Genomic DNA, 22,528 nt, shown 5'->3' on the forward strand with positions numbered 1-22,528 from the left:
GACAGGTCGCTCCGGGTCTGTCCTCGCCACCATCCATGAGGGGGAAGTCATCCGTGAAGGCATTCGTGCGAGTCCGTCCTGGCGTGTCACCGAAGCGGCCACTGTGGGCCGTGGGGCTTCACTGCGCGCTCCTGCTCCTGCTGGCGAGCGGCGCCAGTGGCTGCTGCAAGTACATGGGGCGCTCGTGCCCATCGAGGGGTCCGAGCAAGGACGACACCCTGCCCCACAAGGACTGCGCGCGGGAGAACTGCGAGACGCCCCCGTACGAGGGACGGCTCGTCTCCGATGACTGCCCCTCCGGCCAGTGCGACCCGGAGAGCCCCAACGGCCTGGGCATCTACAACCTCGAGGGCCACAGCCACTGTCTGGCCATCTCCACCAAGGACCGCTACTGCCCGGAGACGTTCCTGAACACGGCGGACGGCATCGCGCTGCGCCTGCGTGACGCGAATGTCGGCGCGCAGGTCATCATGGCCGACGTCGTCGACGCCCGACTGCTCGACGAAGCGATGAGCGCCTCCGAGCCGGTGAAGGTGCTCGAGATTCAAGGCGGGACGGGACAGCTCCGCTTCAAGGGAGTCCACGTGGGCCGCTCCACGGAGCCCTTCGCCATCGAGGGCGGTGAGCTCCCCAGGCTCATCCTCGCGTTGAGCGTGAAGGACCCGTACGAGGAGCCCCGTCGCTACCAGGTGAGGTTCCGTCCCCTGACCCACGCCTCGATGCCGCGCGGCGCGGTGCCCAAGTACGTGATGGAGTACCAGGAGGGTGAGTGGAGGCCGAGCATGTCCTGGGTCAATCCCTGCTCGGGCGTGACGGACGTCCCGGCCCGACCCGACGCCTCGATGGCGGTGCTGCCCGACTTCGCCGTCGACAGCCTCACCGCGGGCGTCACCCACCAAGCGAGGTCCGTCACCCTCGCGTGTGACAAGGGCGCCATCGCGACCTGCCTCGACTGGGGCTACACGCCCTGGGACAAGCACGGGCGACCCGACGCGAACCGCGCGTACCTCTACGCCTCCTGTCTCCAGGCGAAGCGCGCCGCGTACTTCGTCCGGTTCAACAACCTCAAGAGCTACACCGCCAACAACACGCTCATCCGCCGGCGCGACGAGTTCGCGGTCGGCCTGGAGCAGAGCAGCAACCTGGAGACCCTGCCCCGCCTGGAGGCCCTGTGGAGCCCGCGTGGCGCGGAGTGCATCATCCCGGAGAACTTCCGTCGCCCCGAGCTCGTCGACCCCAGGTGGGTCGGCCTGCTGCCCCGCTGCGAGCCCGTCCACTGGACGCAATGGGGCAAGCTCGCCACCGCGCCCGCGCGCTGACTCGGGCCCGTGTACGACACCATCGGGCACGTCACCTGCGCGTGCCCGATGCGCTGGCCCCGTGGGTCTCGAGACAACTCCGTGGACGTGGGACTACGGCGCGATGCCCGGCGTGATGAGGTCTACCTCGGACATGAGCACGTCCAGCTCGCACAACGACAACGGCTCAGCGCCCGGCGTGATGAGGTCCGCGCTCGGAGGTGAGCACGCCTAGCTCGTTCAACGATTGGGCATGCTCCTCGCGGAGGAAGGCATCGAGCGCCAGGGCCCGTTCCAACGACGCGCGGGCCTGCGCTCTCAGCGGTTCGCGCTCCGCCGAGGTCGCGCCCTGTGAGCGCGCGAGCAGGAGGGCGCCTCGAACCGCATGAGCAGCCGCGAGCCGGGGATTGAGCCCGAGGGCGAGGTCGGCCTGCGCCAGCCCCTCGGTGATGAGCGATGACGTACGCGACTCCGACGCCATCCACCAGCTCGCGCGCGCAAGCTCCAGGTGGGCCTCGTCGTAGGGATAGAGCTTCACGGCCCGCCGAGCCTCCTCGAGCGCCTCGCCCACCCATCGCCGCGCGGAGTGTCCGCGCACGCGCTCCCACGAGGCCCGAGTCAGCGACAACCGCGCGCCCAGGACACGGCAGTCCGCGCACGAGGTGTCTCCCGGATAGGGCACGGCGAGGGCTCGACGCGCGGACTCCAGTGAAGCCGTGGGGTCCACCCCCGAGCGCACCGCGTGTTCCGCCGCGAGCAGGTGCACCGACGCGCCCAGGAAGTGCGTCCTTCCCGCCGTGGGGTTGAGTTCGAGCGAGCGCGCGACATGCGCCAGCGCCGCCGCGAGCAAGGTCCCCGGCTCGCCGCCCGTGCGCGACACATGGCGCGCCTGCGTCAGCTCCGCGAACCCCAGCTGCGTGAGCACCGGCGCATACCGCGCATCCAGCGCGAGCGCCCGTGCCCCCGCGGAGCGGGCCTGCTCGACATCCGCCGAGGGGTCCCTCCCGAGGGAGAGCTCATACTGCGCCAGCGCGTTGTGCACCTCCGTGAGGTTGGCGTGCGCGAAGAGGTACTTCGGGTCCACGCGCGCGGCCTCTCGCAGGTGACGCGCGGCCTCGGCGAACGCGGCGCTCGGGTCCTGGCCATGCTCTCGCAACCACGTCCCCCGCCACCGGTGCACGAGGGCCAGGTCATTGAGCGCCCACGGGTAGCGGGGTTGCAGTCGCAATGCCTTCTCGAACCACGCGACGGCCTCGTCATAGGCGGGACGCGGGTCCTTCCCCTCGCGCGCATCCTGGAGCCCGCGCATGAAGTGGCTGTAGCCCAGCGTGTCGTGGGCCTGGACGTTCGCGGGGTCCAACGCCACGGCGCGCGCGGCGGTGGTGGTCCAATCGGACAGCACGGCCTTCGGGTCCATGTCGCGCTCCTGGAAGTTCACCAGCCGGTACCAGTTCATCAGCACCCAGGCCCGCTTCGTGTGCACCGAGGAGCGTCCGGGCGCGGCCTTCACGGCCCGCTCGCTCGCGACCAGCGCCTGCTCCAATGAGGCCCGACGCGAGCGTCCCTGTCGCTTGTCCAGCTCCGACTGCTGCAGCCAGACCTCGGCCAGCGCCTCGTATCCACGGGCGTCACTGCGTCCCAGGTCCGTGGCGGCCTCGTAGCGACGGGTGGCCTCTTGAAGCCCCGTGCGCGCCGCGTCGTAGGCCCCACGCTCCAGCTCACGCATCGCCCGAGCCAGCGTCACCTCGCCCGCGAGCAGCCGCGCCTCCAGGCTCCACGGTGACTCATCGACCGCACGCGCCACCGTGTCCGCCGCCGTCTCCAGCGAGCCCCGGTAGTACGCGATGAGCCCCTCCAGATACGTCCCCGACTCCACCTCCCGACTGCGCTCCAGCGATTGCAACGCAGGAGCCAGATAGCGCGCCTCCAGCGAGCGCTGACGCTCCGCCACCCACGCCGCGTCGCCACTGCGTCGAGCCACCTCGAGTTCCTGGTGGTACAGCCCACCGAGCACCCGCCCCAGCGCATGATGCAGCTCGGGGGACTCGAGCCCCTTGGCCCGCGCGGCCTCCAGCGACTCGCGCGCGGCCTCCAGTTCGTTCATCGCCAGGTGTCCCAACCCCAGCGCCTGCAGCACGAGCACCTCACCCGAGGTCCCCAGCCCATGAGGCAGCGAGGCGATGCGGCGCATGTGCTCGCGGACCAGCGCCTCCTCCCGCCCCGTGTCGTGCAGCGGCGCCAGGTGTGCGGCGCGAAGAACCCACTCGAGGTCCTTCACCTGCTGCCCGAGCTGCTGCGCGAGCAAGGCACGTGCTCCCGAGCGTTGCTCGACGGCCCGCGCCTCCCACCACGAGTGCACGCCGAGCACGGACACCCCCCCGATGCACACGAGGGACACCGCGCTGACGGTGACGAGCGCGCGCTGCGTCCTCCACCGTCGCGCGAGCCTCGCCCACGGCCCCGGCCGTCGTCCGAGGATGGGCTCGCCATCGAGGAAGCGCCCCAGGTCCTCCGCCAGCGCGCGCGCCGAGCCATAGCGGGCCGCGGGCTCCTTGCTCAGGCACTTGAGGAGCACCGTCTCCAGGTCCACGGGCAGGTCCGGCACCAGCGCTCGCGGCGCACGGACGTCCTCGTGGAGGACCTGGTGCAGCACGCTCGCCGCGGACACGCCATGAAACGGCGCGACCCCACAGAGCACCTCGTAGAGCGTCGCGCCCAGGCCGTAGACATCCGAGCGTCGATCCAACGCCCGAACATCTCCCCGAGCCTGCTCCGGCGCCATGTACGCCGGAGTCCCCAGCACCGCGCCGGACTGCGTGAGCCCGCGCTCCAGCCCCGTCTCCTGCGCCAGGCCGAAGTCCATCACCACCGGCAACCAGCGCCCCTCTTCACTCCGCTGCACCAGGATGTTGGAGGGCTTGAGGTCGCGGTGGATGACGCCCAGTCGATGCGCCTCGTGGATGGCCAGGGCCACGTCCCGAAGCACCTGGACCTTGTCCTCCAACGACATGTCCACGGCCGCCACATCCAACGTGCGCCCGGAGACCCACTGCATCGCGATGAAGTCGCGGCCCGCGACCTGCCCCACCTCGTACACCTTGCAGACGTTGGGATGGTCGATGCGCGCCTGCGCCCGGGCCTCCTGGACCAAACGCATCGCGCGCGCGGGAGACGTCCCCTTCACGAACTTGAGCGCCACGTCGCGGCCCAGGCGCGTATCCCTCGCGCGGTAGACCACGCCCATTCCACCCTGCCCGAGCAGCGTCAGGTCCGTGAAGCGCTCCCAGGCCTCGGGCGGCCCCACGTCCTCCCAGGGCGCCCCCGGAGCGACGCTGTCTTCCTGGGTGGAGAGCCCCCTGGGCACGCCGGCCCCCTCCCGGCGGTCATCCGCGTCCGACATGCCCGCGACTCTAGCGCGCCCGCTTCTCCACGGTGAGCCCCTGGCACGGAGCCCACGTGCCACCCGTGCCAACCCAGCGTGTCACCGCACGGCGACTCGAGGCCCATCGCCGAGCGACCTCCTCGGAGAAGCCCGTGCAAGCACGCGGGCACGAGCGGTGCACAAGGCCCCCACGCGACACGCCGGGCAACCCACGTGTCACCGCACCGCGAGCGGTGCGTCCCACCGATATCCGAAAGGCACCCCGTGAAGACTCACGTCACCGTCGCTTCCCTCTCCCTCATGTTCGGCCTCGTCGGCTGCGGCCCCGAGGTGGAGGTGGACTCCACGCAGGCCCCCACCACGCAGGAGCCCGTCAGCGCGCCCGCGGCCGAGGAGCTCGACACCGCGACCCAGGCCATCAACCCCGGCTGCAGGGACCCACAGGTCTACTGGCCCTACGGCGTCATCAACTCCAACGGGACGGTCAACAACGGCTGGGCGGGCAACCTCATCCAGAGCTCGGAAGACCGCGTGTTCTTCTCGTACAGCGGCGCGGGGGTCGCCCCCTCCAACGTCGTGCGCATCACCCTCACCGCCGCCGCGAACATCACCTGGTGGAAGGGCATCGAGGTCTTCCGCCCGGACGGCTCGCGCCACCCCAGCGTGCTCGAGACGCACAACTCCGGCCGCGGTCCCTACACGATGGACATCGTCGTCAACAACACCGACTCGCCGAACCTGTGGGCCATCAAGTTCCTCAAGGGCAAGCTGTTCGGCATCCACACCGGCATGTACTGCCTGGAGGACCTGTCGGCCTGGCGCGGCCGCAACCTGTACTTCACGTGGACCTATGACGCGTCCTGAGCCCTGACGTCGGGCGTGCTTCGTCGGGCCCCCGCACACGAGGCCCGACGGAGCGCGGCGGCTCAGCGTCCGCCGTAGCGGCGGTGGTCCACCATGAGGCAGCGGTCCTGCACCACCTGGATGCCCGCCTCCGCGAGCTTGCGCGCCGCCGCGTCGTTGCGGATGCCGGACTGGAACCACACCGCCTTCGGCTTCTTGGCGATGATGTCGTCCACGTGCGCGTCGATGTCCTGGGGCCTGCGGAACACGTCCACCAGGTCCACCTCGCCCGGCACGTCCGCGAGCTTGCGGAACACGGGCTTGCCGAGGATGTGCGTCACGTCCGGGTAGTAGACGGGCACGGGCACCACCTCCACGCCCGCACGTGCCAGGTAGTCCGGCACGTAGAAGGCCGGCTGCCCCGACTGCTGCTCCGTCTTGATGCCCAGCACCGCCACGCGCCTGGCGCCCTTCACCACGCGCTCCACTCCCGCTTCGTCCTCGACGAGGTTGTCTTCCCAGCTCATGGCGTCTCCTCCTGAAGGGCCTGCGCTCGCGACTGCATCGTCACCGTCCACGCCGCCGGGCCCACCCGGGCCTTCACCGTGAGCTCCCGGCTCACCGGCACGAAGCGCCCGTAGGCCACCACCTGCTCGCCCTCGCACGTCACGCCCGCCGTCAGCTCCGGGCGCCCCGCCGCCACCCACGCGTCCGTCAGCTCCTGTGGCGCGTCCTCCGGCACCGAGTCCAGGCACTTGAGGCTCAGCACCACCGCGTCGCCGTACTCCGTGTCCCGCGTCCCCTGCAGCGTGCGCTCCAGCACATACGCCACCTGCGTGTCGCCCAGGGGCAGCGTGTCCACCGCCCACGTGCGTTGACCCTCCGACAGATGACGCTGGAACAGGCCGCCGAACTTCGCCTCCCACTCGCGCCGCGTGCGCGCCTCCAGGGCCTCCGGCGCCAGGAAGCGCTCCAGCGCCTTCGCGTCCGCGCCCGCGGGCACCGACTGCCGCAAGGCCTCGCTCGCGGACTCCGGTGACACCAGCTTCACGAACGCGCCGTCCGCCGCCAGCTGCAGCCGGAGCACGAAGCGCAGCAGCACGTCATCCACCCAGCCCTCCACCGCCACGCCCGCGCGCGTGCGCTGCGCCCGCGTCACGGACTGGGTCAGCAGCCAGCCGCCCTCGGAGGTGGCGAAGCGGGACTCGGTGGTCAGCTCCGCCTCCTCACGCAGCACCTGTCCGTCCTGCTCCACCGCGCGGCTGGCCTGCTGGGATTCGGTGAGCACGCGCCCCACGGGCGGCTGGAAACCCAGGCGCACCCGAGGCGTCACCGAGGGGACGGGCACCCTCAAGGGCGGCGGCTTCCGACAACCGGACGAGAGCAACAGCACGAGACAGCTCAGCAGGAGACCTGGACGCATGCGCCCGCGAACGCTGGCAGAAACGGCCAGCGCCCGCGAGCGCTTCTTCCCAGGGATGTCGCCCCTCAGGGGTGACGCGAGCTGCCGTCGGGCGCGTTCTCCACCAGGTCCCGACCGATGTTGCGCCGGTCCCTGTTCGCGCCGTCGTCATCCTGCAGCCCGCCCCGGGCGAACCGCCGCGCGGCCTCCGCCAGGTCCCGCATCACGTCCTCGCGCGACGCGTACTCCGTGCGAGGCAGGCACTTGAGGACGTTGATGACGTTGACGGGGGCCTCGCTGTCCTCGGCGGCCTCGACCAGGTCATCCCTCGTCGTGGGGTAGTCCACCGAGTCCAGGTGGGGGGTGATGGAGAGCCCGGGGTCTTCCGCGGTTCCGAATGCCATCTGCCGCTGCCTTTCTGCCCGGCCAGCCCGGTCCGGACGTGAGTCACTTGAGTCCCAGGAACCTGGGGACGAAACCCACGCCGGACCACCCGGCCGTCCCCCTCCCCTCCCCTGGGCAGCCAGGGGGCCAGCCGCCCCGGCAGCTCCCGAGGTAGAGTCCCGCCGCCGCCCTGTCTCCGCCGGAGCCCCACCCCATGCCCGCCGCCTCCCTGCTGCTCGCCTGGCTCACCGTCGCCAGTCCGCCTCCCCAGGCGCCCACTGCCCCTCCCAAGAGCGTCTATGCGCTCGAGGACGACGCCTTCGTGGCCCAGGCCCAGGAGGACCTGCGCCAGCTGGAGCGCTACGCCCAGGGCCTCAGGCGGCTGTCGGAGGAGGTGAAGACGTCGCGCGCGCTGTATCTGCAGAAGCAGAGCGAGCCGTACACGCCGGACCAGAAGCAGCGCCTGCTCACCACGTGGGCCGCCTTCTTCGACTACTTCCTCTCCACCGAGGTCATCCGTCAGCGCTACTGGGACTTCGTGAAGGAGCCCTTGCTCACCCAGCCGAAGAAGCACGCCTGGGGCTTCCTGCTCACCCACGGCGCGCTCACCACGGAGCTGGCCCACGGCCTGACGTTCGCGGAGCTCACCGGAGGCCGCAAGCAGCTGGAGGTGCTCCTGGACGAGCCCGCCCCCGAGTACGGCCTGCCCGCGCGTGCCTTCGCCCGCTTCAAGGAGAAGGTCATCCACGTGGGCACCACCACCCAGCTGCTCACCGGGGACGGCTACAAGCAGCAGCTGCGGCCCCTGCTGGTGAAGGCCGGCGCGCTGGATGCGCCGCGCGTCCCGTGGGTGATGCAGGAGATGAAGCTCAACAGCGAGGTGGCCAAGGGACTGCTCATCAAGCGCGGCCCGGTGCTCTTCGCCAAGGCCGCCACGGACCTCACCCAGGACAGCGCCCAGCGCGCCTTCTTCCCCGTGCAGCGCGCGGTGGCCGAGTGGATGGGCGACACGCGCGTGCACCGCTCCGGCCAGCCGCTCATCTCCCGCGCGCAGGTGCAGGCGTTGCTCGAGCGCATGGAGCCCGGTGACATCCTGGTGGCCCGCCAGAACTGGTACCTCTCCAACATCGGCCTGCCGGGCTTCTGGCCGCACGCGGAGCTGTACGTGGGCACCCAGCAGGAGCTGGCCGCCTACTTCGACGAGGACAAGGACGTGAAGGCCTGGCTCGCGACGCTCGAGGGCAAGCCCCAGAGCTTCACCGGCCACCTGGCCACGGCCTTCCCCACGAAGTGGGCCGCGTACAACCAGACCGACACGCATGGAGATGCCCTGCGCATCATCGAGTCCATCAGCGAGGGCGTCAGCTTCACCGGCCCCGAGCACGGCATGCGCGTGGACTACCTGGGCGTCATGCGCCCCCGGCTGACGCGCGTGGACAAGGCGCGCGCAATCCTCCGGGCCTTCGGCTACCAGGGCCGCCCCTACGACTTCGACTTCGACTTCTTCTCCGACCAGACGCTGGTGTGCACGGAGCTGGTGTGGAAGTCCTACGCGCCCTCGAAGGAGCTGCGGGGGCTCTCCATCCCCCTGGTCGACGTCGTCGGCCGGCGCACCCTGCCCGCCAACGAGCTGGTCCGCCTGTTCGACGCCGAGTTCGGCCGGGAGGACCGCCAGCTGGACTTCGTCGCCTTCCTGGACGGCCGGGAGGGCGAGGGGCTCGCGAAAGAGGCGGACGCGGCGGCTTTCCGTTACAGCTACCGCCGCGCCAAGTGGGACATCGCCCAGGAGTAGACACGCAATGAAGGAAGACGTGGCCCAGGACATGCTGGAGCTGTCCGCCCAGCTCTTCGAGCGGATGATTTCCCAACAGCAGGCGAAGGTGTTGCGGCTGGCCCGCGAGGCCGTCCCCAACATCACCCCCGAGGAGCTCCGCAATCCCCACGACTTTCCCCAACTCAAGGAACACCCGACTTTCGAGTTCGAGGACGGAATCCTGGCGGGGTTGATTTCGGCCCAGATGGGGCTGCGCGCCGAAATCAAGGGGAGGCTGCCCTATGCGCCGCCCACCTTCTGACGCTCGGCCGCCTGCCTTTGCTGTCGGGCTCGTCGTGGGTTAGTGGTTGCCGCCGTGAGCATGACCACAGGATTCAGCCCGCCGCTGGCCCGGGAACGGTTGGTGTCGGCGCTGGCCGCGGAGCCTCCCCGCCTGGACCTGGCGGCGCTGGCGATTGCCACACTGGACAGGCCGGAGCTGGACGCGCCGGCGTGTCTGCACATGCTGGACGTGCTCGCCTGCCGGGTGCAGGTGGAGGCGGAGCGGCTCCACGACAAGGGCGAGGCGCTGGCCCCGCTGCGGGCGCTGCGTCACGTGCTGTCGGACATCGAGGGCTTCCGGGGCAACGAGGACAACTACCACTCGCCGGAGAACAGCTTCCTGGACCAGGTGCTGGAGCGGAAGCTGGGCCTGCCGATAACGCTGTCGGTGGTGTACCTGGAGGTGGCGCGGCGGGCGGGAATCCCGCTGTACGGGGTGCCCTTCCCCGGCCACTTCCTGGTGGCGCACGACGCGGGGGACCACAAGCTGGTGATGGACCCGTTCCACCAGGGGGACATCCTCACGGAGCACGGCTGCGAGGAGCTGCTCAAGCGCGTGGCCCCGCAGCTCAAGTTCGACCGGTCCATGCTGGCGCCCGCGCCGGTGGAGCTGATTGCGTACCGGATGCTGTCGAACCTGCGGCGGGTGTACCTGGGCCGCGAGGACCGCGAGCGCGGGCTGGCGGTGGTGGACCTGTTGTTGCTCCTGGCGCCGGACCATCCGGGGGAGCTGCGCACGCGCGCGGCGCTGCTGGCGAACCTGGGCGCGTACCGGGCGGCGCTGCGCGACGTGGAGCGCTGCCTGGAGCTGTCCCCCGAGGCACCGGACCGTGAGCGGCTGGAGCTGACGGCCCAGGAGCTGCGCGAGCGCGCGGCCCTGCTCAACTGATTCCGAGGGGGCCCACCGCTGTCGCGGGCCCCGCAAGCGAGTGCCCATGTCCCGGACGGTGAAGCCCTGGCTGCGACTGCGCCAGGGGATGGAGCATGACTACCAGGTGCTGACGGTGCGCGAGGACCAGTGGGCGGACCCTCGCACGAACCTGGAGCACCCCCGGGTGCGGGTGGACTGCGCGGACTGGGTGAACGTCATCGCGGTGACGCCGGCCGACGAGCTGGTGCTGGTGCGGCAGTTCCGCTTCGGCACGGGCGCGGACACGCTGGAGGTGCCCGGCGGCATGGTGGACGAGGGCGAGGACCCCGCCGCCGCCGCCGCGCGCGAGCTGGAGGAGGAGACCGGGTACGTGGCGGGCCGTGTGATTCCGCTCGGCTGGGTGCACCCGAATCCCGCGCTGCAGGACAACCGGTGCTTCAGCTTCCTGGCGCTGGATTGCGTGAAGGTGCATGCGGGGCAGCAGGACGAGGGCGAGGACATCGCGGTGGAGCTGCACCCGCGCGCGGATGCGCCCAGGCTCATCCTGGAGGGTCGCATCACCCACTCGCTGGTGGTGGGGGCGTTCTTCCTGGAGCGGCTCCGCGCGGAGGCGAAGACGCCGTAGGGCTCATCGACGCTCGCAGCCGCAGCCGCAGGCGTCGAAGAACGGCGTCTCCCCGGGGGCGCAGACGAAGAGCATGTGGCGGCAGTCCGTCGGGTCCTTGGAGAGGGAGCGCCGGTCCGCGCTCGCGCCGCAGCGCGCGTGGGACTCCTCGGCCACCAGTGTCCGAGGCATCTCCGAGGAGCCCTCGCCCGCGCTGCAGCCGACGCCGAACACGGCCGCGAGCAGGGCCAGGGCGGAGCGGGTCGTCCTGTCGTTCAGCACCGTTCCAACCTCCTCCCTGGCCGAGGACACCCTCGGGCGTACATGGCCCACTCAACATGGGAGTCCCCTCCGACAAGGGGGAGCCCCGAAGGGCACGGGTTCAGGGTGTGACGTGTGGGGGGACACAGTCGCGACGTCCCGCAGCGGACAGTGGCTTGCCCGCACGGGAGCGTGGGCGAATGACGCGGTCTGACCATGCATGCGCGAGCTCGCGGCGATACCGGTGAACGGCTCGGGTGCGGTCTCCGAAGTGGACCTGCCGCGAGAGGGGGGCGTCAGGGACATGCGCTCCCTTGGGCCCCTTGCGCCGCGAGGGCCGACGGGCTGACGCGTCTTCGCGGGCGCCGCGAAACGGGCCCCGATGCGGTGGGAACGCTTCGCATGCTCGCACCCCCTCTTTTCGAGAGAGACGACCGTCCGACCAGCGGAGGGCGAGCCGATCTTCTTCATCGGCTCAAGCCCGCCGCTGGGAAGCAGCGACGAGCGCCTACCGCCCGGAGCGCTTTCGGGCGGTACGCGAAGACGCGGTGGTCTTCTTCACCGGCTCGCGCTCCCATGTCCCCGAGCGGCCGCCGGACTTGTGCTCCAATTGCACCGCGTCCAGCACCATGCCGCGGTCCGAGCTCTTGCACATGTCATAGACGGTGAGCGCCGCCGCGCACGCGGCCGTGAGCGCCTCCATCTCCACGCCCGTGCGGTCCACGGTGCGCACCGTCACGCGGACGGTGAGCCCCTCGACCACGGGCTGGAGCGTCACCTCGACACCGGACAGCGCGATGGGATGGCACAGCGGGATGAAGTCCGGGGTGCGCTTGGCGGCCATGATGCCCGCGAGCCTCGCCGCCGCGAGCACGTCCCCCTTCTCCATCTTCCCCGCGAGGATGCGCTCGCGCGTCTCGGCCTGCATGCGCAGAAGCCCCGTCGCCACCGCCACCCGCTCCGTCTTCGGCTTCGCGCCGACGTCCACCATCTTCATCGCGCCACCCCACGGGCCACGGCCTGGAGCAGGTCGTCCACCACGTCGTCCGGGTCCTCCAGTCCCACGGAGACCCGGATGAGGCTCTCGCGGATTCCCGCCGCCTCGCGCTCCTCGGGCGTGAAGCGCCGCGCGCTCGCGCTGGCCGCGTGCATCACCAGCGTGCAGACATCCCCCAGCGAGGGCCCGGGCCGCCCCACCTTCAGCGCCTCCAGGAAGCGCATGGCCTCCGGTCGCCCCGCGCCCCGAATCTCGAACGACACCATGGGCCCGCCATCCTTCAACAGCTCGCGCGCCACCGCGTGGTCCGGGTGCGTGGGCAGCCCCGGGTAGATGACGCGCTCGAGCAGCGGCGACTCCGACAGTCGCCTCGCCACATGGGCCGCGTGCTCCGCATGCGCCTTCATCCGCACCGGCAACGTGCGCAGCCCGCGCAGCGTCAGCCACGCCTCGAACGGCCCCAGCACATCGCCCGCGAGGATGCGCGCGGCGCGCAGCACGTCGATGCGCTCACGCGAGCCGCTCACCGTGCCGCCCAGCGCGTCGCTGTGCCCGTTGAGCCACTTGCTGGTGGACTGCACCGCGTAGTCCGCGCCCAGCTCCAGCGCGCGCTGGCCCATGGGTGAAGGGAACGTCGCGTCCACCGCGAACGCCGCGCCCACGTCGTGGCTCGCCTTGGCGAGGACGCGCAGGTCCGCCACGCGCAGGAGCGGATTGGTGATGCTCTCCGCCAGCACCAGCCGGGGACGGAGCTCCCGGATGCGCGCCGGAGCGTCCGCGTCCGTCAGCTTCAGCGCGTGCAGCTCCACGCCCAGCGCCGCGCACAGCTTCTTGTAGAGCGCACGCGTGACGCCGTAGCCGTCGGCCGGCATCACCAACCTGTCCCCGGGACGCAAGCCCTGCGCCTCGAAGAGCGAGCGCAGCGCGGCCATGCCGCTGGCGTAGGCCACACAGGACTCGGCGCCCTCGAGCGCCGCCACCGCCTCCTCCAGCAGCGTCGTGTTGGGCGCGCTGATGCGGGCATATGCGTAGTCCTTGCCGTCGAGCGCGCCGTCCAGGTCGTCACTGCTGTCGAACCAGCTCACCGCCGCCACGGAGATGGGCGGCGAGACGGGCACCGCCTTGCTCCCCGTCAGCCGCGTCCCGGCGTGCACCGCCAGCGTCTTCTGCTTCGTGCTCATGAGAGAGGGTCCTCGGGTCCGTTCCCGGGCGCATGTGTCCCGGCTCGACGCGAAAAAGGCCGGCCCGCTCGTGTTCGGAGCGGACCGGCCTGGAGCATGCGTCACGCGGCGCTGCGCGGGCTAGCTACTCGCCGTGCTCGATGAGCCAGCGCTCGGCGTCGATGGCCGCCATGCAGCCGGTGCCCGCCGCCGTGATGGCCTGCCGGTAGTAGCTGTCCTGCACGTCACCACAAGCGAAGACGCCGGGGATGTTCGTGCGGGTGCTGCCCGGCACCGTCTTGAGGTAGCCGCCCTGGTGCGTCTCCAGGATGCCCTGGAACAGCTCCGTGTTCGGCGTGTGGCCGATGGCGACGAACAGGCCCGTCGCCTTGAGCAGCTGGCTGTCGCCCGTCTTGAGGTTGCGCACCACGGCGCCGGACATCCCCTTCGCGTCGCCCTGGACCTCCTCCACCGCGGAGTTCCACAGGAAGGAGATCTTCGGGTTGTTGAGCGCGCGCTCCTGCATCACCTTGGACGCGCGCAGCGAGTCGCGCCGGTGGATGAGGGTGACGTGCTTGACGATCTTCGCCAGGTACGTGGCCTCCTCCATCGCCGTGTCGCCTCCGCCGACAACGAGGACCTCCTGGTTCTTGAAGAACGCGCCGTCACACGTGGCACACGCGGACACGCCGCGGTTCTTGTACGTGTCCTCACCCTTGACGCCCAGCCACTTGGCCGTGGCGCCGGTGGAGATGATGACCGTCTCCGAGCGCACGCGCAGGCCGCTCTCACTCTCCAGCAGGAACGGGCGCGAGCTGAAGTCCACCTTCACCACGTTCTCCATGTGGATGACGGTCCCGAAGCGCTCCGCCTGCTTCTGGAAGCGCTCCATCAGCTCCGGGCCGGTGATGGCCTCCGGGAAGCCCGGGTAGTTCTCCACGTCCGTGGTCACCATGAGCTGCCCGCCCGGCACGCGCTGGGGGTGCTCCAGCGTGGGCCCACCGGCGAACACCACGGGCTCCAGGTTGGCACGCGCGGCATAGATGGCCGCGGTGTAGCCCGCCGGCCCCGAGCCGATGATGGTCACCTTGTTGATCTTCTCCTCCGCCACGGGTGGCTCCTTCCCTCTTGTCTCGTTGAGGCCGCGAAGGTACCAGAGGCCCTCGGGCGCGTGATACGAAGCTGGCCTCATGGATGCCGAGCTCCTCAAGAAGGTTGCGCTGTTCGAGGGTTTGACCCAGGGCCAGCTCGCCAAGGTGGCTCAACTCGGCCAGACCAGGGACTACCCTGCGGGCGCCTTCCTCTTCCGCGAGGGGGAGTTCGGCCAGGAGATGTTCGTCATCTCCCGGGGCAAGGTCCGCATCTCCAAGTCCGTGCCGGGCATCGGCGAGGAGGCGCTCGCCATCCTGGAGCCCGGCCAGTACTTCGGTGAGATGGCGGTAATCGAGGACTCGCCCCGCTCCGCCGACGCCATCGCCCACATCAGCTGCGCGGTGTGGGTCATCGAGCGCTCCAAGCTGGACCAGCTCATGTTCACCGACAAGGACCTGGCGTACGTCCTGCTGTGGACGTTCGTCCGGACGCTGAGCGAGCGACTTCGCGAGACGAACGACAAGATCAAATCGTTCTTCGCCATCTCCCGCTTCTGAGACAAAGCCTGGACACGGGCGCTCGTCGGGCAGCAGGCCCATGGCGGGGCGGTGACAGTCCGCCGGACGGGCCGCTGTCGCGCGGGTCGGGATGGGTAGGCACCGCACGCTCCAGGTAGAGACAGCGGGCACACGCCTTGCTCAATCGCCGCGCCGGTGAAGGTGGGCGGGACGGGGTGGCGGATGGGCGAGGCGTGGGCGGCGGACGAGGTGGTCGAGGAGTCGAGGGGCGCGCGAAAGGGAGTGGACGCCGAGTCCTCCCGGGAGCGGCTCTTCCGGTTGGGAGCGCGGGCACTCACGGACCCGGAGCTTCTGTGCGTGGCATGGGGCGTGGCCTCGGGCTCGCGCGGCGCGATGGAGGCGGCCCTCGCGGTGTTGAAGCGCTGCGGGGGGCTCAAGGCGCTGTTGCAGGCGGAGCCGGTGGAGCTGGCCCACGTGCCGGGCCTGGGGCCACGGCGGACGGCGCAGGTGCTCGCGGCGCTGGAGCTGGGAAGGCGCGCGCAGCGGACGCCGGAGCGCAGACCCCGGCTGCGCTCTCCCCGGGAGATCCACACGTACCTGACACCGGGCCTCACGGGGTTGAGGCGCGAGGTCTTCCACGTGCTGTGCTTCAACACGCGCAACGTGCTGGTGCACGACGCGCGGGTGGCGGAGGGCACCATGAACACGTGCCCGGTGGACCCGCGGGAGGTGTTCGCCGCGGCGCTCGTGTCGCGGGCGACGGCCATCGTCCTGGCGCACAACCACCCTTCGGGAGACCCGGAGCCCAGCGTCCAGGACGTGGCGCTGACGCGGCACCTGGTGGCCGGCGCGAGGTTGCTCAACGTGAAGGTGCTGGACCACCTGGTGGTGGGCGACGGCGGCTTCGTGTCGATGCTGGAGCGAGGCCTGCTCCCGGACGGGGAGTGGGAGGCGAAGCGGGAATGGAACGCGGCGGGAGGACATGGGTGATGGCGGGATGTCTGGTGGGGCTGGTGCAGGTGGAGCTGCTCGAGGACACGCGGGCGCAGGTGGTGCGGCTGGAGGGCGGCCGGGCCTGCGTGGTGGAGCGGGCAGCGCTCCCGGCGGACGCGCGCGAGGGGGACGTGGTGGTGGACGCCCGCGTGGAGCCGGAGGCCACGGCGCTGAGGGTGTTGGAGGTGGCGCGGAGGAGGGCCCGCCTGGCCGTCCCCGTGCCGCCGGGGCTGGAGCTGTGAGGGGCGGCGGGGTGTGGTTTGCGTTGACGGCTGGACCAGGATGGTGGACATGCGAGCGATGTCGGTGGCCCTGCCCTACTTCGAAGAAGCCCAGCAGGGCCTGGTGCGCCACTTCGGCCTGACGCAGTTCCGTCCGGGACAGGCGGAGGTCATCTCCACCGTGTTGTCCGGGCGCAACACCGTGGTGGTGATGCCCACCGGCGCCGGCAAGAGCCTGTGCTACCAGCTGCCGGCCACGCTGCTGCCGGGGCTGACGCTGGTGGTGTCGCCGCTCATCGCGCTGATGAAGGACCAGGTGGAGCAGCTCACCGCGCGCGGCATCTCCGCCACGTTCATCAACTCGTCGCTGACGGACCTGGAGCGGGCGGAGCGGATGCGCCGGCTGCGCGGCGGCGAGTACAAGCTCCTGTACGTGGCGCCGGAGCGCTTTCGCAGCGCGAGCTTCGTGCAGATGGTCACCGACGTGGGCGTGGACCTGCTCGCCGTGGACGAGGCGCACTGCATCTCCCAGTGGGGCCACGACTTCCGGCCGGACTACGCGCTGCTGGGACAGGTGCGCAAGCGGCTGCGGCCTCCGCGCACCGTGGCGCTCACCGCCACGGCCACGCCGGAGGTGCGCGCGGACATCGTCCGGGTGCTGCTGATGAAGGAGCCCCGCGAGTTCGCCATGGGGTTCGACCGGCCCAACCTCTTCCTCGGCAAGCAGGAGGTGGGCGGGGACACGGACCGGCACGAGGCGTGCGCGCGCCTGGCGGCGCTGGGGGGCAGCGGCATCATCTACTGCTCCACGCGGAGGGCCGCGGAGGGCGTGTTCTCGGAGCTGCACGGGCGCAAGCTCAAGGCGGTGCTGTACCACGCGGGCATGGAGGACGACGCGCGCCGGCGGGCGCAGGACACCTTCATGTCCACCCCGGACGCGGTGGCGGTGGCCACCAACGCGTTCGGCATGGGCATCGACAAGCCGGACATCCGCTTCGTCGCGCACGCCAACATCCCGCGCGCGGTGGAGGCGTACTACCAGGAGATAGGTCGCGCGGGCCGCGACGGTGGGGATGCGCGGGCGGTGCTGCTGTTCAACCACTCGGACGTGTACACCCAGGAGCGGCTCATCCAGGGCAGCCACCCCTCGGAGGCGGTGCTCGCGGACGTGTGGGGCGTGCTCCAGTCGGTGGAGGAGTTCGAGCGGGGCGTGCACGTGCTGGCGGGCATGGTGAACGCCAGCGAGTTCGAGGTGTCCGCGGCGCTGCGCATCTTCGAGCGCGCCGGGAAGCTCGAGCGCGGCGGCCGGGGCGAGGGCGAGCACGGGGTGCTGCTGACGGAGAAGGCCCAGGCCGCGCACCCCCACTCCCCGGACGCGCAGCGGCTGCTCAAGTCGCTCGTGGAGACGTTCCCCATCGGCCGGCAGGCCACCACGGAGCTGACCATCCTCGCGCGCCGCATCGGCCTGTCGGTGGACGAGACGCGCCACGCGCTGGGGCTGTTGGAGAAGGCGGGCGTGGTGCGGGTGCGCAGGCCCTTCTCGGGCCGCTCCATCCGCGCGCTCCTGCGGATGCCCTTCCGGGAGCTGGGCATGGACCTGTCCCACGTGCGCGAGCAGGAGCGGCAGAACCTCCAGCTGCTGCGGCGGATGACGGACTACGCCTACGCGGACCGGGACTCCCGTTGCCGGCGCGGTGCCATCCTCCACTACTTCGGCCAGCAGGACGTGGAGACCTCCTGCGGCAACTGCGACGTGTGCGCGCCCGCGAAGATGCCGGTGCTGCTGTCGGGCGGGCCGTCCGCCTCGCGCGCCCGCGCCGCGGCCGCCGCGCCTCTGGTGACGAACTACAGCGAGCTGGCCTCCACGGAGCTGCGCCGCTGGCGCAAGGAGCTGTCGAAGGATCTGGGCGTCGCGCCCTTCATCATCTTCAACGACGCGACGCTGCTGGGCCTGGCGGCGGCGCTCCCCATCGACCGGGAGGGCTTCCTCACGGTGAAGGGCACGGGGGAGAGCCGCTGGGAGCGCTTCGGGCCCAAGGTGGTGGAGATCTGCCTCATGGCCCGCGCCGCGGGACACGAGCCACAGGTGGCGCCCATGGCCCAGGCGCGCGCGAAGAAGCCTCGCATCCGTCGCGCGCTGGGCACCGACTGACGGCGGCCCCGGGGCTCAGGCGCCCCGGGTGCGCCGGGAGAGCAGGTGGCGCAGGGTGCCCATGACGGTGCCCACCACCAGCGCGAGCAGGAAGATGACCGCCACCGTGGTGAGGCCGAAGACCAGGCGGACCGCGTACTCGGGGATGCGCCCGTTGAAGTACGCCGTGCGCAAGGGCTCCATCGCCCCCATCAGCTCCAGGGCCCTGGCGGGCAGCGAGTCCAGCGACAGCGACAGCCGCTGGAGGAAGAGCGAGGGGAAATAGCGCAGCGCCACCTCCACCACGACGCCCACCAACAGGTAGAGCGCCGACAGCAGGAAGGCGTTGCCCCACATGATTCGCAGCAACGGGGATTCGGGCCCCGAGCCGGGGGGAGGATTCCTCACGCTAGCGGGCCGCTTTCTTCTTGAGGGACGGCAGAGCCTTCTTCACGCGGCCCGCATCCTCGCTTCCTCCGGCCAGTCGGAGGAAGGCCTCATAGGACTCCACCGCCCGGGGCAGCTCCGCCGACTCGCGCACCAGCACGTCCGCCAGCGCCAGGTGCGCCAGTCCGTCCGTGGGCTCCAGCTCCACGGCCTTCAAGAGCGACGCCTTGGCCACGGGCTCCTGGCGCTGCTTGAGCGCCACCATGCCCAGCGCCAGGTGCGAGCGGCCCTGGTACGGCGCCAGCCGCACGGCCTCCTCCGCCGCCGTCCGGGCCTCCTTCACCGCGCCGGCCCCGAGCAGCACCCGAGCCATGGTGGCCTGGGCGAAGGCCTTGTCCCAGACGGTGGGCGCGCGCGACGCCAGGTCCTCCAGCGTCCGCGCCGCGGGACGGCCTCCGCTGGGCAGCTGCGCGTAGAGCTCCCCCACCCGGCCGCAGGTGGCATCCGGCCCCTCGCGCCGCGCCGCCGCGAAGGCCGCGTCCGCGTTGTCCGGGTTGCCCTGGCGCAGGAACGCGTGGGCAATCTCGCAGAAGGTGTCCGGGTCCTTCGGGTTCAGCTTGTTGGCGCGCTCCAGCGCGGAGAAGCCGCCCTTCGCGTCGCCCGAGGCGAAGAGGATGGCGGCGCGCAGCCGGTGGGCCTCGGCGTCGTCCGGCGCCAGCTTCGCCGAGCGCCCCACGGCCCCTTCGGCCTCCTTGCGACGCCCCGAGTGGAAGAGGGCCAGCGCGAAGCCCTTGTGCGCCTCCGCGCTGCCCGGGTTGTCGAGCTGCCAGGTCTCGAACTGCTTGAGGGCCTCCGGCGTGCGCCCCAGGGCCAGCAGCGTGCGCCCCAGCGCGTCACGCGCCTCGCCGTGCGAGCCGTTGCGCTCCACCGCCTGCGTCAGCGGCTTGAGCGCCATGTCCGGCAGGCCGCGCGCCAGCATGAGCCGGCCCAGCGAGCACGACGCCTCGTAGTCCCGGGGGTCCTTCTGCGCCTCCTCGAACTGGGACTGCGCCTTGTCGAAGGCGCGCTCACGCCAGTACACCTGCCCCAGCGCCAGTCGCATGTCGTTGCGCGGGCGCTTGCTCGCGGCCAGCGCCTTCTCGAGCAGCTCGCGGGCCTGCGCCGCGTTGCCCTCCGCCGCGTCCGCCAGCGCGAGCAGCGACACGGCCTCCGGCGGGTAGCGCTCGTTCACCCGCGTGCGCGCGAGCTCCGTGCGGGCCCGCTTCCAGTCTCCGAGCCGCGCGTACGCGGTGCCCCGCACCAGCGCCACCCTGCGGCCGCCGTCCGCCTCCAGGCGGGTGAGCACGTCGCGCTCCCTGTCCCGGTCCAGCAGCGTGCGGCCCAGTCCCTCACGGGCCTCGTCGCTCTTGGGTTGCAGCTTCAGCGCCGCCTCGTACGCGGACTGCGCCGCGTCCAGCTTCCCGGCGGCCCGGCTCGCCGCGCCCTGCGCGAGCTGGAAGTCGAAGGCCAGCGGCCCCTGCGTGCCCTTGGCGAGCAGCGCGCGGGCCTCGTCGTGCTTGCCCACGGCGGACAGGAGCCGGCCGTGCACCAGCTGCTGACGAGCGCCGAGCGCGGCGGGCAGCTCGGGGCTTCCCGCCAGGGGCGCCACGTCCGAAAGCGACGCCTCCAGGTCCTGCTCCAGCGCGAGCCGCGCCTCGGCCTGACCGATGCGCGCCACGGGGTGCTTGGGGGACTTGGTGCGCGCCTTGCCGAACATCTCGATGGCGTGCGGGAAGTCCTCGGAGGCCAGGTAGTAGCCACCCAGCGCCACCAGGGCGCGCACGTTCGACGGCGAGGCCCTCAGCGCGCGGTCGAAGCGCTCCAGCGCCTTCTTCTCGTCCTTGGCGGCCAGCAGCAGGCTGGCGGCCAGCGCGTGGACCTCCGTGCTCTCCTCCGTCGCGGCGAGCAGCGCGCGGCGCGCGGGCTCGCGTCCCCGGTCATCCGCCACGAGGACGTTGGTGGCGAGCGCCAGCCCCGGCGCGGCCTCCTTCACGCCAGGCTTCTCCAGGGCCTCCAGCGCCTTGAGCCGGTCATCCGGGGACAGGCCGTGGTCCGCGAAGAGCAGCGCGTGCGTCCAGGCCTTGAGGGCCCACGCGCGGCTGCTGCTCTCGTCCATGTCCAGCGCCCGGTCCAGCTGCTGCAGCGCCCCGTCCAGCGACGCGCGCGTGTCCTGGGTGATGAGGTCCTCGCTCCTGGCCAGGGCCTCGTTCAGCGTCTGGCCACCCGTGGCCGCGCGGATGCGCACCACGCCGACGATGACGGCGATGACCACCATCAGCAGCGCGGCGGCGCCGGCCACCTTCACGCCGTTGCGCTTGAGGAAGGACGTCTTGGCCGCCTCGCGCGCCAGCTTCTGCCGCAGCTCCTTCTCGTAGGCGGCGGTGAGCGCCTCGGTGTCCTGCTTGGGAGCGCCCGCCTTCGCGCGGCCGGTGGCGCCCGGGGCGTCCGAAGCGTCGGGCAGGTCCTCCAGCAGTGAGCGCTTGGAGCCCGAGCCACGCGCCTGGGGCTGAGCGCGCGCGACGACGGGCGTGGCGGCGGTGGGCTCGGGCGGAGGCAAATCCCCCAGCAGCCCGCCCGACGCCGCGGGGACCACCGGCTTCGCGGTGGTGAACTCGCTGGAGCGCAGCAGCGCCTGCTCTTCGTCCGACTCGTTCGAGTCGGTGGACGCAGCGGGGACCACCGGCTTCGCGGTGGTGAACTCGCTGGAGCGCAGCAGCGCCTGCTCGCTGGTCTCGTCGGACACCGCGCCCGCTTCAGGGGACGCACCGGGGCCGCCCTCGAAGGCGGCCGGGTCCAACGCCTGACCATCCTGGGAGGAGCCAGCGTCGGCGCCCTCCCCCGTCGGCGCATTCGCGTCCGGGGAGCGGGCCCCATCCTCCTCGTCGAAGAGGGACAGCTCCAGGCTCGGAAGATGGGCGCCCGACGCGGGCTGCAGCACCGGCACCTGCCGGTCGATCAACCCAAGCGAATCAGACGACGGCGCCGAGGCCTCCGCGTCCGACACTTCGCCCGGAGCACCCGCTGGAGCCTGAGCGCCCTCCTCCGTCGAGGGCGCAGCATCTCCGTCCGGAGCCCCCGCCTCCGCCGGGCTCGCGGCCCCACCCGCCGCGGCGGCGCTCGCCAGGTCCGCGGCGGCCCGCGCGCCCGCGCTCTTCGCGGCCCCAGGTCCCGAGGCACTCGCGGCCTTCGCGGCGTCCCCGAGCGCGGCGGCGCGAAGCCTCGCGGCCGCCATCGGCGACGCGGCGGCGTGAGCACTCTCGGCGCTCTCGGGCCTGGCCGCGTCGGGCTCGGCCTCACCCTCTTCGGGCTCGGCCTTCTCCAGCCCCATCAGGTCCGCGAAGACCGGCGCCGGGCCACCGGCCAGGGCCTGCTGCGCCTGCTCCAGCCACAGCTTCACGCGGCCGTCATTGGGCTGCAGCGCCACGGCCTTGCGCAGAATCGGCAGCGCCGAGCGGTACAGCCCGCGCTGGAGCAACACCTCGCCAATCAGGTTGTAGGCGTAGGGGTTGTCCTTCTCGATGGCGATGGCGCGGTCGAACTGCTCCATCGCCTCGGCGGGGCGGCCCAGTTGGATGAGCGCCTTGCCCCAGAGCACCCGGCCCACCGTCGAGGACGGATGGTGCGAGACACCCTGCTCACACACCTCGATGGCGCGCGGCGCGTCCCCCTTTTCCAGCAGGGCCTTGGCCAGTTCGACGAAAACGGAAGAAGTGGGGTCCTGCCGGAGGAGCTGCTCGTAGCGCTCCACCATCGACTTGGCCATGAGGGCTTGCGACTCCGGTGCTCGGGCGGGGGAGCCGGACCATAGCACCCCGCCCTCGTCCGGGGCGGGCGCCGGATGCTACCGTCC

General features: G+C 71.5%; 20 protein-coding genes. 10 read left to right on the forward strand and 10 right to left on the reverse strand.

Annotation, left to right across the window (positions count from 1 at the left end):
- Positions 1-65 precede the first annotated feature (65 nt).
- Complete coding sequence (locus OWM54_RS09005) at positions 66-1,319, forward strand: ADYC domain-containing protein (protein WP_267697206.1); 1,254 nt, start codon at positions 66-68, stop codon at positions 1,317-1,319.
- Between the two features lie 166 nt (positions 1,320-1,485).
- Here the strand turns inward: OWM54_RS09005 and OWM54_RS09010 are convergent, their stop codons facing one another.
- Entirely contained in the window at positions 1,486-4,698 is a 3,213-nt protein-coding gene (locus OWM54_RS09010; RefSeq protein ID WP_267697207.1) for a serine/threonine-protein kinase, read from the reverse strand.
- A 246-nt stretch (positions 4,699-4,944) separates the two neighbouring features.
- Between OWM54_RS09010 and OWM54_RS09015 the strand changes: the two genes are divergently transcribed.
- A complete protein-coding gene (locus OWM54_RS09015; RefSeq protein WP_267697208.1) occupies positions 4,945-5,544 on the forward strand; it encodes a hypothetical protein in 600 nt (199 codons plus the stop codon).
- A gap of 62 nt (positions 5,545-5,606) precedes the next feature.
- Here the strand turns inward: OWM54_RS09015 and OWM54_RS09020 are convergent, their stop codons facing one another.
- The 3 genes from OWM54_RS09020 to OWM54_RS09030 form a co-directional block, all read right to left on the reverse strand.
- Positions 5,607-6,050 (reverse strand): CoA-binding protein, encoded by a 444-nt coding sequence (locus OWM54_RS09020; protein WP_141331334.1) that lies wholly within the window; start codon positions 6,048-6,050, stop codon positions 5,607-5,609.
- Entirely contained in the window at positions 6,047-6,946 is a 900-nt protein-coding gene (locus tag OWM54_RS09025) for a hypothetical protein (protein ID WP_267697209.1), read from the reverse strand. Before OWM54_RS09025 ends, OWM54_RS09020 begins: the two co-directional genes overlap by 4 nt.
- 65 nt (positions 6,947-7,011) lie before the next feature.
- Positions 7,012-7,329 carry a DUF2795 domain-containing protein gene (locus tag OWM54_RS09030; protein ID WP_223750576.1) on the reverse strand — a complete coding sequence of 106 codons (318 nt, stop codon included), beginning with the start codon at positions 7,327-7,329 and terminating at the stop codon, positions 7,012-7,014.
- Between the two features lie 194 nt (positions 7,330-7,523).
- On the opposite strand from OWM54_RS09030, the gene OWM54_RS09035 reads away from it, so the two are divergent.
- Genes OWM54_RS09035 through OWM54_RS09050 form a run of 4 tightly spaced genes read left to right on the forward strand, consistent with a single transcriptional unit; the run spans position 7,524 to position 10,900 of the window.
- The gene (locus OWM54_RS09035; RefSeq protein WP_267697210.1) at positions 7,524-9,101 is read left to right on the forward strand and encodes a YiiX/YebB-like N1pC/P60 family cysteine hydrolase; all 1,578 of its coding nucleotides are present in this window, start codon (positions 7,524-7,526) and stop codon (positions 9,099-9,101) included.
- 7 nt (positions 9,102-9,108) lie between these two features.
- A complete protein-coding gene (locus OWM54_RS09040) occupies positions 9,109-9,384 on the forward strand; it encodes a hypothetical protein (RefSeq protein WP_046712155.1) in 276 nt (91 codons plus the stop codon).
- Between the two features lie 60 nt (positions 9,385-9,444).
- Positions 9,445-10,293: a SirB1 family protein gene (locus tag OWM54_RS09045; protein WP_223750574.1), complete on the forward strand. Its 849-nt coding sequence runs from the start codon at positions 9,445-9,447 to the stop codon at positions 10,291-10,293.
- Positions 10,294-10,339: 46 nt separating this feature from the next.
- Positions 10,340-10,900 (forward strand): NUDIX hydrolase, encoded by a 561-nt coding sequence (locus OWM54_RS09050; RefSeq protein ID WP_223750573.1) that lies wholly within the window; start codon positions 10,340-10,342, stop codon positions 10,898-10,900.
- Between the two features lie 3 nt (positions 10,901-10,903).
- Here OWM54_RS09050 and OWM54_RS09055 read toward each other — a convergent pair whose 3' ends face one another.
- The 4 genes from OWM54_RS09055 to trxB all read right to left on the reverse strand — a co-directional run bounded on the left by OWM54_RS09055 (position 10,904) and on the right by trxB (position 14,408).
- Positions 10,904-11,161 carry a hypothetical protein gene (locus OWM54_RS09055; protein WP_223750572.1) on the reverse strand — a complete coding sequence of 86 codons (258 nt, stop codon included), beginning with the start codon at positions 11,159-11,161 and terminating at the stop codon, positions 10,904-10,906.
- 487 nt (positions 11,162-11,648) lie between these two features.
- On the reverse strand, positions 11,649-12,137 hold the full coding sequence (moaC, locus tag OWM54_RS09060) for a cyclic pyranopterin monophosphate synthase MoaC (RefSeq protein WP_223750571.1): 489 nt from the start codon (positions 12,135-12,137) through the stop codon (positions 11,649-11,651).
- Complete coding sequence (locus tag OWM54_RS09065; RefSeq protein ID WP_223750570.1) at positions 12,134-13,318, reverse strand: trans-sulfuration enzyme family protein; 1,185 nt, start codon at positions 13,316-13,318, stop codon at positions 12,134-12,136. The genes moaC and OWM54_RS09065 overlap by 4 nt, the downstream gene beginning before the upstream one ends.
- Before the next feature lie 124 nt (positions 13,319-13,442).
- Positions 13,443-14,408 carry a thioredoxin-disulfide reductase gene (gene trxB, locus OWM54_RS09070; protein WP_141328451.1) on the reverse strand — a complete coding sequence of 322 codons (966 nt, stop codon included), beginning with the start codon at positions 14,406-14,408 and terminating at the stop codon, positions 13,443-13,445.
- 79 nt (positions 14,409-14,487) lie between these two features.
- Here trxB and OWM54_RS09075 point away from each other — a divergent pair, with 79 nt between their 5' ends.
- The 4 genes from OWM54_RS09075 (at position 14,488) to OWM54_RS09090 (ending at position 18,273) form a co-directional block, all read left to right on the forward strand.
- Complete coding sequence (locus OWM54_RS09075; RefSeq protein WP_267697211.1) at positions 14,488-14,946, forward strand: Crp/Fnr family transcriptional regulator; 459 nt, start codon at positions 14,488-14,490, stop codon at positions 14,944-14,946.
- Between the two features lie 183 nt (positions 14,947-15,129).
- On the forward strand, positions 15,130-15,897 hold the full coding sequence (radC, locus tag OWM54_RS09080; protein ID WP_267697212.1) for a RadC family protein: 768 nt from the start codon (positions 15,130-15,132) through the stop codon (positions 15,895-15,897).
- Positions 15,897-16,142 carry a DUF3006 domain-containing protein gene (locus OWM54_RS09085; protein WP_267697213.1) on the forward strand — a complete coding sequence of 82 codons (246 nt, stop codon included), beginning with the start codon at positions 15,897-15,899 and terminating at the stop codon, positions 16,140-16,142. Before radC ends, OWM54_RS09085 begins: the two co-directional genes overlap by 1 nt.
- A gap of 40 nt (positions 16,143-16,182) precedes the next feature.
- Positions 16,183-18,273 (forward strand): RecQ family ATP-dependent DNA helicase, encoded by a 2,091-nt coding sequence (locus tag OWM54_RS09090; RefSeq protein WP_267697214.1) that lies wholly within the window; start codon positions 16,183-16,185, stop codon positions 18,271-18,273.
- 15 nt (positions 18,274-18,288) lie between these two features.
- Here OWM54_RS09090 and OWM54_RS09095 read toward each other — a convergent pair whose 3' ends face one another.
- Positions 18,289-18,609: a hypothetical protein gene (locus OWM54_RS09095; protein ID WP_141328453.1), complete on the reverse strand. Its 321-nt coding sequence runs from the start codon at positions 18,607-18,609 to the stop codon at positions 18,289-18,291.
- Between the two features lie 52 nt (positions 18,610-18,661).
- Entirely contained in the window at positions 18,662-22,441 is a 3,780-nt protein-coding gene (locus OWM54_RS09100; protein WP_267697215.1) for a tetratricopeptide repeat protein, read from the reverse strand.
- Positions 22,442-22,528: the final 87 nt, after the last annotated feature.

The sequence above is a fragment of the Myxococcus sp. MISCRS1 genome, assembly GCF_026626605.1.
Classification (GTDB): domain Bacteria; phylum Myxococcota; class Myxococcia; order Myxococcales; family Myxococcaceae; genus Myxococcus; species Myxococcus fulvus.

What these genes read in the sequence shown, in the direction of transcription:
- OWM54_RS09010 (WP_267697207.1), bottom strand. Translation starts at nt 4,698, where the DNA reads ATGTCGGACGCGGATGACCGCCGGGAGGGGGCCGGCGTGCCCAGGGGG.
- radC (WP_267697212.1), top strand. Translation starts at nt 15,130, where the DNA reads ATGGGCGAGGCGTGGGCGGCGGACGAGGTGGTCGAGGAGTCGAGGGGC.
- OWM54_RS09065 (WP_223750570.1), bottom strand. Translation starts at nt 13,318, where the DNA reads ATGAGCACGAAGCAGAAGACGCTGGCGGTGCACGCCGGGACGCGGCTG.
- OWM54_RS09025 (WP_267697209.1), bottom strand. Translation starts at nt 6,946, where the DNA reads ATGCGTCCAGGTCTCCTGCTGAGCTGTCTCGTGCTGTTGCTCTCGTCC.
- OWM54_RS09085 (WP_267697213.1), top strand. Translation starts at nt 15,897, where the DNA reads ATGGCGGGATGTCTGGTGGGGCTGGTGCAGGTGGAGCTGCTCGAGGAC.
- OWM54_RS09100 (WP_267697215.1), bottom strand. Translation starts at nt 22,441, where the DNA reads ATGGCCAAGTCGATGGTGGAGCGCTACGAGCAGCTCCTCCGGCAGGAC.
- moaC (WP_223750571.1), bottom strand. Translation starts at nt 12,137, where the DNA reads ATGAAGATGGTGGACGTCGGCGCGAAGCCGAAGACGGAGCGGGTGGCG.
- OWM54_RS09040 (WP_046712155.1), top strand. Translation starts at nt 9,109, where the DNA reads ATGAAGGAAGACGTGGCCCAGGACATGCTGGAGCTGTCCGCCCAGCTC.
- OWM54_RS09045 (WP_223750574.1), top strand. Translation starts at nt 9,445, where the DNA reads ATGACCACAGGATTCAGCCCGCCGCTGGCCCGGGAACGGTTGGTGTCG.
- OWM54_RS09020 (WP_141331334.1), bottom strand. Translation starts at nt 6,050, where the DNA reads ATGAGCTGGGAAGACAACCTCGTCGAGGACGAAGCGGGAGTGGAGCGC.
- OWM54_RS09030 (WP_223750576.1), bottom strand. Translation starts at nt 7,329, where the DNA reads ATGGCATTCGGAACCGCGGAAGACCCCGGGCTCTCCATCACCCCCCAC.
- OWM54_RS09075 (WP_267697211.1), top strand. Translation starts at nt 14,488, where the DNA reads ATGGATGCCGAGCTCCTCAAGAAGGTTGCGCTGTTCGAGGGTTTGACC.
- OWM54_RS09050 (WP_223750573.1), top strand. Translation starts at nt 10,340, where the DNA reads ATGTCCCGGACGGTGAAGCCCTGGCTGCGACTGCGCCAGGGGATGGAG.
- OWM54_RS09095 (WP_141328453.1), bottom strand. Translation starts at nt 18,609, where the DNA reads ATGTGGGGCAACGCCTTCCTGCTGTCGGCGCTCTACCTGTTGGTGGGC.
- OWM54_RS09035 (WP_267697210.1), top strand. Translation starts at nt 7,524, where the DNA reads ATGCCCGCCGCCTCCCTGCTGCTCGCCTGGCTCACCGTCGCCAGTCCG.
- OWM54_RS09090 (WP_267697214.1), top strand. Translation starts at nt 16,183, where the DNA reads ATGGTGGACATGCGAGCGATGTCGGTGGCCCTGCCCTACTTCGAAGAA.